Here is an 8,930-nt window from a genome sequence, read left to right as displayed (position 1 = left end):
GCGCCCAGCCGTGGCCGAGTGCGGCCCGGCGCGGCGGTGTCCCGCAGCAGCGCACCGCGGCCCCGGCCGTCCCCGCTGTCGCCCCGCGCAACGGGTTCGGCGTCACCGCGCTGGTGCTCGGGATCCTGGGCCTGCTGTTCTCCTTCATCCCGATCATCGGGATGATCGCCTGGCCGCTGGTACTGCTGGGCCTGCTGTTCGGTGTGCTCGGTGTCGTCCGGGCGAGCAGGGGCCGGGCGGACAACCGCGGGGTCGCGATCGCGGGCACCGTACTCTCGGCGATCGGGCTCGTGGTCTGCGTCCTCTACGCGTCGGTGTTCGCCGCCGCGGTGTCGGGTCTGCCGACGACCCCCTCGACGGCGACTCCGGCCGCGGCCGGGTCGGCAGCCTCCGGCGACGCGTCGGGTGCCTTCCCGGGTGCGACCGCCGACGACGTGGTCACCGATGCAGGTGAGACGCTGACCGTCGGGAACCTGCAGATCGCGGCCACCCCGCTGAAACCGGGCGACTCGACCATCGGGCAGACCCTGTGCTCGGACGTCACCTACACCAACACCGGATCCGGTACGGAGTCCTTCAACGGGGGCTTCGACTGGAAGCTCCAGGACCCGAACGGCGCGGCGCTGATGACCACGTTGCTCGGTTCCGACTCGCTGCTCTCCGCCGGCCGGCTGGCGCCCGGCGGCACCACGACCGGCAGCGTCTGCTTCGACCGGCCGAGCGGCGCGACCGGGCAGTACGTCCTGCTCTACGACCCGATGGACTTCTCCAACGGCCGCGGAGCCTGGCTCAACCAGGTCGGCTGACCCCGGACGGACGCCGGGACGCCCGACAGCGACGCGCCCCCGCAGTCGCTGGAGTGGTCACGCACGACGAGCGTCCCGACGAACGACGAGGCCCTCCCCGGGGACACCGGGGAGGGCCTCCCCACGTCCGGGGTCAGGCCGCCGGCCCCGCCGCGAGAGCCGGCACGCCCAGCAGCGGCGGCCCCAGCTGGATCGACGCCGGCCGCCGCTTCGACGGGTCCGACAACTACAGCACCAGCCCGGCGACGATCACGACGGCCCCCTCCGCGGCGGAACCGATCCGCCGCAGGGGGGCCGTAGTGGGGTCGGTGGCAGCGGGGTCAGCGGCTCGCGGCCCGCCGGTACTGCCGGCTCGCCAGCGGCGCGAACACCGCGACGATCACGACCGACCAGATCAGCACGTAGAGCACCGGGTGCTGCAACGGCCAGGCGTCCGAGGCGGACGCCGAGGCCGGGATCGCGCCGTCGTTGCCGAACAGGGTCCGTGCGGCTGCCGTGACCGCCGAGACCGGATTCCACTCGGCGAACACCCGAAGCGGGCCGGGCAGCGAGTTCAGCGGCACGAAGGTGTTCGCCAGGAACGTCACCGGGAAGATCACGATGAACGACGCGTTGTTCACGACCTCCGGGCTCGGCACCAGCAGCCCGACGAACGCCATCACCCAGGAGAACGCGTAGGCGAACACGATCAGCACCGCGAACCCGGCGAGCGCCTCGCCGACCGAGGTGTGGATGCGCCAGCCGACCAGCAGCCCGGTCAGCGACATCACGACCAGCACGATCAGGTTGTTCACCACGTCGGACAGGGTCCGGCCGGTCAGCACCGCCGACGACGACATCGGCAGCGAGCGGAATCGCTCGATGATGCCCTTCTTGACGTCCTCGGCGAGCCCGGCGCCGGTGTTCGTGGCCCCGAAGATGACGGTCTGGGCGAAGATCCCGGCCATCAGGAACTCGCGGTACCCGGCCCCGCCGCCGGTCGGGTCGATCGCGCCGCCGAAGACGTAGGCGAACAGCAGCACGAACATGATCGGGGACAGGGTGGTGAAGACCAGCAGGTCCGGGACCCGCTTGATCTTGATCAGATTGCGCTTCGCGACGACGGAGGCGTCGGCGAGCATGGTGGCGGCGGCGTTCACGGGGTCGGCTCCTCGGCCTGGTCCGCCTCGTCGGCGGGGCGCCCGGTCAGGGTGAGGAAGACGTCGTCGAGCGTCGGGCGGCGCAGCCCCGCGTCGTCGACCTTGGTGCCGGCCTCGGCGAGCCGGTCCAGCGCGGCGCGCAGCACCTCGACCCCGCCGCTGACCGGCATCGTCAGGGAGCGGCGGTGCCGGTCCAGCACGGCCTCACCCACGCCGAGCGGTGCGAGCAGCGCGGCGGTGGGCTCCAGGTCGTCGGCCAGGCTGGTCGTGACCTCCAGGCGCTCCCCGCCGACCTGCGACTTGAGCTCGTCCGCGGTGCCGCGGGCGATGACCCGGCCGTGATCGATGACCACGATCTCGTCGGCCAGCGCGTCGGCCTCCTCCAGGTACTGGGTGGTGAGCAGCAGCGTCGTCCCGCGCGCCACGAGCCCGCGGATCACGTCCCACAGATCGTTGCGGCTGCGCGGGTCCAGCCCGGTGGTCGGCTCGTCGAGCAGCAGCACCGGCGGGTCGGCGACGAGCGCCCCGGCCAGGTCGAGCCGCCGGCGCATCCCGCCGGAGTAGGTCCGGGCCGGACGGTCCGCGGCGTCGGTCAGGCCGAAGTCGGCCAGCAGCTCACGGGCCCGGTCCCGGGCCCGGCGGCGCCCCAGGTGGTAGAGCCGCCCGACCATCTCCAGGTTCTCGAACCCGGTCAGGTACTCGTCGACCGCCGCGTACTGCCCGGACAGGCCGATCCGGCTGCGCACAGCGGCGGGGTCGGCCAGCACGTCCACGCCGGCCACGGTGGCCTCTCCCGCGTCCGGTGTCAGCAGTGTGGTCAGCACCCGGACGACCGTGGTCTTCCCGGCACCGTTCGGTCCCAGCAGGCCGAGCACCGTCCCTTCCGGCACCGACAGGTCGACCCCGTCGAGTGCCCGCAGCGACCCGTAGGTCTTGACCAGTCCCGTGGCGCGGATCGCGTCCGGCATCGTGTTGTCCCCCTCGGAAGGTGCGAGCGGGGGCCACTGTGCCCTACGACCCTGACAGCCTGCGTCCTGATTCGGCCCGGCGGCGCGCGTGGGCGAGCAGCATCCGGCGCCCGACCAGCATCAACGCCGCCGACACCAGCATCACGACGGCGTTGACCGTCCACGCGGTCGGGAAGCCCGCGTGGGTGGCGAGCGAACCGAAGACGATCGGTCCGGCGAAACCACCGGCGTAGACACCGACCTGCACGATCGACGTCGCCGCTGCCGGGGCGGACGGGTTGAGCCGCACCACGGCGAACTGCAGCAGACCCGGCCACGCCCAGCCCAGCCCGAACGCCAGCACCACCCCGACGACCAGCGCGGGCGTCCCGGGCACGGCGAGCAGCCCGAACCCGCCGGCGCCCGCGGCGAGACTCGCCGCGACGACGGCGACGTGGCCGCCCGAGCGCATGTCCGCGAGCCATCCGTGCAGCATCCGCACCGACAGCCCCACCACGCTGCCGAGGGTCAGCATCAGCCCGGCCAGACCGGGGTCGATCCCGCGGTCCACCGCCGAGGCGACCAGGAAGATGCCGAGCGCGGTCGCGGTCCCGGCCGCGAGCCCGGAGGCCGCGCCGATCACCGCGAGCGCGGCCGTCGCCCGGTCGCCGGACCCCGTGCGACCCGCCGGGCGGGCGTCGGTGCGCGGGCACGCGAACAGTGCGCCCAGCGCCAGCAGCGCGCCGATCCCGTACGCCCAGCGCCAGCCCACGGTCAGCGCCACCGCGGGGACGGCCAGCCCGGCGAGCAGCGTCGCCGCCGGGATCGCGGCCTGCTTCACCCCGAACGACAGCCCCATCCGGTGCGCGGGCACCGAGCGCGCGAGCGTCAGGTTCGACGACAGCTGGCCCATCACGTTGCACCAGGCGCCGCAGAGCAGCAGGACGACGAGCGCGACGTAGGACCGCGCGCCCAGCGCCAGGGCCGCCATCAGCACCGACGCCCCGACCACGGCGATCCGGCTGGTCACCCGTGATCCGACCCGCTCGACGACCATGCCGACCGGCAGCGAGCACAGCGCGCTGACCCCGAAGTACAGCGCGACGACCAGCCCCAGCCCGGACGGGTCGAAGGCCAGGTCGCGCGAGAGCTGCACCGACAGGGCACCGGTGAGGAACACCGGGAGCACCGACGCCGTCGTCACGACCACCGCGCCGGTCGCGACGCGGAAGGCGGACGGCGCGGTGGTGTCCGTCGTGCCCGATTCGGTTGCGATGCTCACGTTCAGCAACGCTAACCGATATGCGTCAACCCTGGATGCGTGAGTCCCCGCGGCCGGCCCACTCCTTCTCGCGCAGCTCGAACTTCTGGACCTTGCCGGTGGAGGTCTTGGGCAGCTCGTCGACCAGCTCGACGTACTTGGGCGCCTTGTACCGGGCGATCCTCGTCTTCACGTGGTCGATCAGCTCCTGCGGCTCGGCGGAGCGGCCCGGCTTGAGCACGGCGAAGGCCTTGCAGACCTCGCCCCACTTCTCGTCCGGCACCCCGACGACGGCGGCCTCCAGCACCGCGTCGTGCGAGACGATCGCCTGCTCGACCTCGACGGTGGAGATGTTCTCGCCGCCGGAGATGACCACGTCCTTCGCGCGGTCGCGCAGCTCGACGTAGCCGTCGGGGTGTACGACGCCCAGGTCGCCGGAGTGGAACCAGCCGCCGCGGAACGCCTCGGCGGTCTTCTCCTCGTCGCGGTGGTAGCCCTTCATGACGTTGTTGCCGCGCATCACGATCTCGCCCATCGTGGCGCCGTCGCGGGGGACGTCGGCCATCTGCTCGTCGACCACCCGGACCCGGTCCGCGCACACCATGCCGACCCCCTGGCGGGCCTGGAGCCGGGCGCGTTCCTCGCCGTCGAGGTCGTCCCAGGCGTGCTGGTACTGGTTCACCGCATACGGCCCGTAGGTCTCGGTGAGGCCGTACACGTGCACGATGCGGAACCCCATCCGCTCCATCTGCAGGATGGTCGTCGGCGACGGCGGCGCGCCGGCCGTCGTGATCGTCAGCCGGTAGTCCAGGGTGACGGCCTCGGGCGCGTTCATGATCGTCGTGACGACGGTCGGGGCGCCGTTGAGATGGGTGACGCCGTGCTCGCCTATCAGCTGCCAGATCCGGTCGCCGCGGACCTCGCGCAGGCAGACGTGGGTGCCGCCGATCGCGGTCACGGCCCACGGGGTGCACCAGCCGTTGCAGTGGAACATCGGCAGCGTCCACAGGTAGACGCTGTCCGCGGTGTGCCCGGAGTGGACGATCTCGCCGAAGGAGTTCAGGTAGGCACCCCGGTGGTGGTACTCGACGCCCTTCGGGTTGCCGGTCGTCCCCGAGGTGTAGTTGATCGTGATGGTGCCGCGCTCGTCGTCGACGGTCCAGGGCAGCGGGGCATCGGAGCCGCGGGCGAGCAGGTCGGCGTAGCTCGTCCCGGAGCCGACGCCGTCGCCGGGCGCCGCCGGGTCGACGACGGTGACGATCTCGCGGACCGTGGCCAGCTCGTCGGCGACCGGGCGGACCGTCTCGTACAGGACGGCGTCGACGACCAGCACCGTGGCCGCCGAGTGGTCCAGGATGTAGCGGACCTCCTCGGTCGACAGCCGGGTGTTGATCGCGACCAGGACCGCGCCCGCGAGCGGCACCGCGAAGTGCGCGACGAGCATCTCCGGGACGTTCGGCAGCAGGTAGGCGACCCGGTCACCGGGCTCGACGCCCGACGCGGCGAGGGCGTTCGCCACCCGGGTCGCCTCCGCCGCGAACTCGGCGTAGGTGTGCCTGCGGTCGCCGTAGACGATCGCCGTGGACTCCGCGAACACCTCGGCCGAGCGGCCCAGGAAGGCCAGCGGGGTGAGCGGGGTGGTCCAGACGTCGGTCGTCGCGCCCTGTGTCACGGTCGGCTCCTTCGCAGGCGGTGCACTCGTCGCCGCGATCCTGCTCGCCGCGAGGAGTACCCGGCAACCCGCGCCGGCCGAGCTCCCGGCGCCTCCCCGGCCGCCGGGGCTCAGCCCTCGATCGTGATGGCGGCCTTGGGGCAGCTCCGTGCCGCCTCCTCGACCTTCGGCCGCAGCGACTCGGCCGGGTTCTCGTCGAGGATGTAGAGGTAGTCGTCGTCGCGCACCTCGAAGACCTCCGGCGCGACACCCATGCAGACCGCGTTGCTCTCGCAGCGGTCGAAATCCACGATGACCTTCATGGCACCCATGGTGCCCCGGCCGGGACGATGCCGCAGGACTGAGGGCTCCCTGACCTGCGGTTATGCTTTCCTTTCCCGTTCGGGAAGGCCGCAGGTCAGCGGCTGTCGCGGGTCTGGGCGGCGGTCGGCAACGGCTGCGGCGCGAGGTTCGCGCGGGCCTGCGCGGGCGCCGGCGGCGGGGTGGTGTGCGGCACCCCGGTGAGGAGCGCGGTCGTCGCCCGGGTGGTCACCGGGATGCTGCCGACCGAGGGCAGGCGTGCCTCGTCGGGTTCGAGCATCGCGGCCACGCCGAGCAGGGCGCCGAGCGCCACCGGGGCGGCCAGTGCCGCGAGTCGCAGTCGCGCCGGGTCCACGGCACACCTCCACGTCGACGACCGCGCGGGGGATGCCGGGGAGCGGCAGCGGCCGTCGACCCACCATCGGGTCGCGGCCGTCCGCCGTTACCGCCATCGGGTGATCCGGGTCAAGCGGGGCGCATCCGGACCACCCGATGGAGGGTGCTCATTCCCTGCGCAGAACCGGACGCAGCGTGTCCAGCACCGACGCGTCGTCGATGGTGGAGGGCACCGGCTCCTCGGCGCCGTCGGCGATCCCGCGCATCGTCTTACGGAGGATCTTGCCGGAACGGGTCTTGGGCAGGGCCGGGACGATTGCGACGTCCTTGAGGGAGGCGACCGCGCCGATCTGGTCGCGCACCATCTGCACGAGCTCGGCGCGCAGCCCGTCCTCGTAGCCCTCGGCGTTGCTGTCGACACCGGCCTTCAGCACCACGAACCCGCGCGGGACCTGCCCCTTCATGGTGTCCGCGACGCCGATCACCGCGCACTCCGCGACGTCCGGGTGCGAGGCCAGGACCTCCTCCATCCCGCCGGTGGACAGACGGTGGCCCGCGACGTTGATGACGTCGTCGGTGCGGCCCATGACGAAGACGTAGCCGTCGGCGTCGAGGTGCCCGCCGTCGCCGGTGAGGTAGTAGCCCTCGAACGCCGACATGTAGGAGCTGACGTAGCGCTCGTCGTCGTTCCACAGCGTCGGGAACGCACCGGGCGGCAGCGGCAGCTTCGCCACGATCGCGCCGTCGACACCGGGCTCGGCCGGGTGGCCCCGCTCGTCGAGGACCTGGACGTCCCAGCCGGGCATGGCACGGGTCGGTGAGCCGGGCTTGACCTCCAGCAGCTCGATGCCCGCCGGGTTGGCCGCGATCGGCCAGCCGGTCTCGGTCTGCCACCAGTGGTCGATGACGGGGATGCCGAGCAGATCCGAGGCCCAGCGGTGGGTCTCGGGGTCGAGGCGCTCGCCGGCGAGGAAGAGGTACTTCAGGGAGGACACGTCGTACTGCCCGAGGAACGTGCCCTCCGGGTCCTCCTTCTTGATCGCCCGGAACGCCGTGGGCGCGGTGAAGACCGACTTCACCCCGTTCTCCTGGACGACCCGCCAGAACTGCCCGGCGTCCGGCGTGCCGACGGGCTTGCCCTCGTAGAGCACGGTCGTCGCTCCGGCCAGCAGCGGCGCGTAGACGATGTAGGAGTGGCCGACGACCCAGCCGACGTCGGACGCGGTGAAGATCGTCTCGCCGGGGCCGACGTCGTAGATGTTGGGCATCGACCAGGCCAGGGCGACGGCGTAACCGCCCGAGTCGCGCACCACACCCTTCGGCTTGCCGGTGGTGCCGGAGGTGTAGAGCACGTAGAGCGGGTCGGTGGCCTTCACCGGGACCGGGTCGGCGGGCGTGGCGTGGGCGACGGCCTCGGCCCAGTCGACGTCGGTCGGGCCCAGCTGCGCGGTGGCCTGCTCGCGCTGCAGGATCACCGTGGACGTGGGCTTGCGGTCCGACAGCTCGATCGCCCGGTCGAGCAGCGGCTTGTACTCGATGACGCGCGTGCCCTCGATGCCGCAGGACGCCGAGACGACGACCGTGGGCCCGGCGTCGTCGATCCGGACGGCGAGCTCCTTGGCGGCGAACCCGCCGAAGACCACCGAGTGGACGGCGCCGAGGCGGGCGCAGGCGAGCATCGCGATCGCGGCCTCGGGGACCATCGGCATGTAGACGACGACCCGGTCGCCGTGGCCGACGCCCTGGTCGCGCAGCACGCCCGCGAACAGCGCGACCTCGTCGCGCAGCTCCGCATAGGTGTAGGAGCGCCGCGAGCCGGTGACCGGCGAGTCGTACACCAGGGCCGTGCGGTCGCCGTTCCCGGCGTCGACGTGCCGGTCGAGCGCGTTGTACGCGACGTTCAGCTCGCCGTCGGGGAACCAGCGGTAGAACGGCGGGCTCGACTCGTCGAGCGCGCGGGTCGGGGCGACGTCCCAGTCGATCCCGTCGGCCGCGCGGAGCCAGAAGCCCTCACGGTCGTCCACACTGGAACGGAAGATCTCCTCGTAGGTGGTCACCGTCGTCCTCTTCCCCTGGCGATCCCGGCGGCCCACGGTGGCCGCCCCTCGTGTCGCCGACGACCCTAGGAGGTGACACCGACAGTGCGCAGCCCTCCCGTGGGCGGACCGCTCCGGAGGGACGGGCCGTTCGTCGACGACGATGTGCCGATCGTCGCAGTGTGACCGGGCGGATCCGTAACGTGATCGGGTGACGGCCCGACACAGCGCGTGGGGGACCCGTCCGATCCGCGGGCGGGCCCACGGACGAGAGGCGGTGCCGGTGCGGCCCGACGACGGTGCGGTCCGGTGGCGTGGCAGGCGGGGTGTCGCCGGTGCGGCGGTGCTCGGGACGCTGCTCGCCGGGCTCGTGGCCGCGGGCTGTGCCCCGGTCCCGTCGGTCGTCCCGGCGGCGGCCGCGGCGACGACGTGC

Annotated in this window: 8 protein-coding genes; 1 reads left to right on the top strand and 7 read right to left on the bottom strand. The window is 72.7% G+C overall.

Going from position 1 to position 8,930, the window contains the following annotated elements; genetic code table 11:
* A partial coding sequence (locus tag GTW08_RS05585) for a DUF4190 domain-containing protein (protein WP_161151512.1) occupies positions 1 to 806 on the top strand: 806 nt, incomplete at its 5' end.
* A gap of 320 nt (positions 807 to 1,126) precedes the next feature.
* On the opposite strand, the gene GTW08_RS05580 is transcribed toward GTW08_RS05585, so the two are convergent.
* The 7 genes from GTW08_RS05580 to GTW08_RS05550 all read right to left on the bottom strand — a co-directional run bounded on the left by GTW08_RS05580 (position 1,127) and on the right by GTW08_RS05550 (position 8,518).
* Complete coding sequence (locus GTW08_RS05580; RefSeq protein ID WP_073577944.1) at positions 1,127 to 1,927, bottom strand: ABC transporter permease; 801 nt, start codon at positions 1,925 to 1,927, stop codon at positions 1,127 to 1,129.
* 14 nt (positions 1,928 to 1,941) lie between these two features.
* The gene (locus GTW08_RS05575; RefSeq protein WP_073577899.1) at positions 1,942 to 2,913 is read right to left on the bottom strand and encodes an ATP-binding cassette domain-containing protein; all 972 of its coding nucleotides are present in this window, start codon (positions 2,911 to 2,913) and stop codon (positions 1,942 to 1,944) included.
* 43 nt (positions 2,914 to 2,956) lie between these two features.
* The gene (locus GTW08_RS05570; RefSeq protein ID WP_304580207.1) at positions 2,957 to 4,174 is read right to left on the bottom strand and encodes an MFS transporter; all 1,218 of its coding nucleotides are present in this window, start codon (positions 4,172 to 4,174) and stop codon (positions 2,957 to 2,959) included.
* 25 nt (positions 4,175 to 4,199) lie between these two features.
* A complete protein-coding gene (locus GTW08_RS05565) occupies positions 4,200 to 5,825 on the bottom strand; it encodes an acyl--CoA ligase family protein (protein WP_073577898.1) in 1,626 nt (541 codons plus the stop codon).
* Positions 5,826 to 5,935: 110 nt separating this feature from the next.
* Positions 5,936 to 6,127, bottom strand: a complete 192-nt coding sequence (locus GTW08_RS05560) for a ferredoxin (RefSeq protein ID WP_062399810.1) — start codon at positions 6,125 to 6,127, stop codon at positions 5,936 to 5,938.
* A 95-nt stretch (positions 6,128 to 6,222) separates the two neighbouring features.
* Positions 6,223 to 6,480 carry a hypothetical protein gene (locus tag GTW08_RS05555; protein WP_073577897.1) on the bottom strand — a complete coding sequence of 86 codons (258 nt, stop codon included), beginning with the start codon at positions 6,478 to 6,480 and terminating at the stop codon, positions 6,223 to 6,225.
* A gap of 148 nt (positions 6,481 to 6,628) precedes the next feature.
* The gene (locus GTW08_RS05550) at positions 6,629 to 8,518 is read right to left on the bottom strand and encodes a propionyl-CoA synthetase (RefSeq protein ID WP_073577896.1); all 1,890 of its coding nucleotides are present in this window, start codon (positions 8,516 to 8,518) and stop codon (positions 6,629 to 6,631) included.
* Between the last annotated feature and the right edge of the window lie 412 nt (positions 8,519 to 8,930).

This window comes from Pseudonocardia sp. SID8383 (assembly GCF_009864975.1).
Classification (GTDB): domain Bacteria; phylum Actinomycetota; class Actinomycetes; order Mycobacteriales; family Pseudonocardiaceae; genus Pseudonocardia; species Pseudonocardia alni.
The sequence above is the reverse complement of the archived record's forward strand: the minus strand, read 5'-3'. Positions and strand labels throughout refer to the sequence as shown.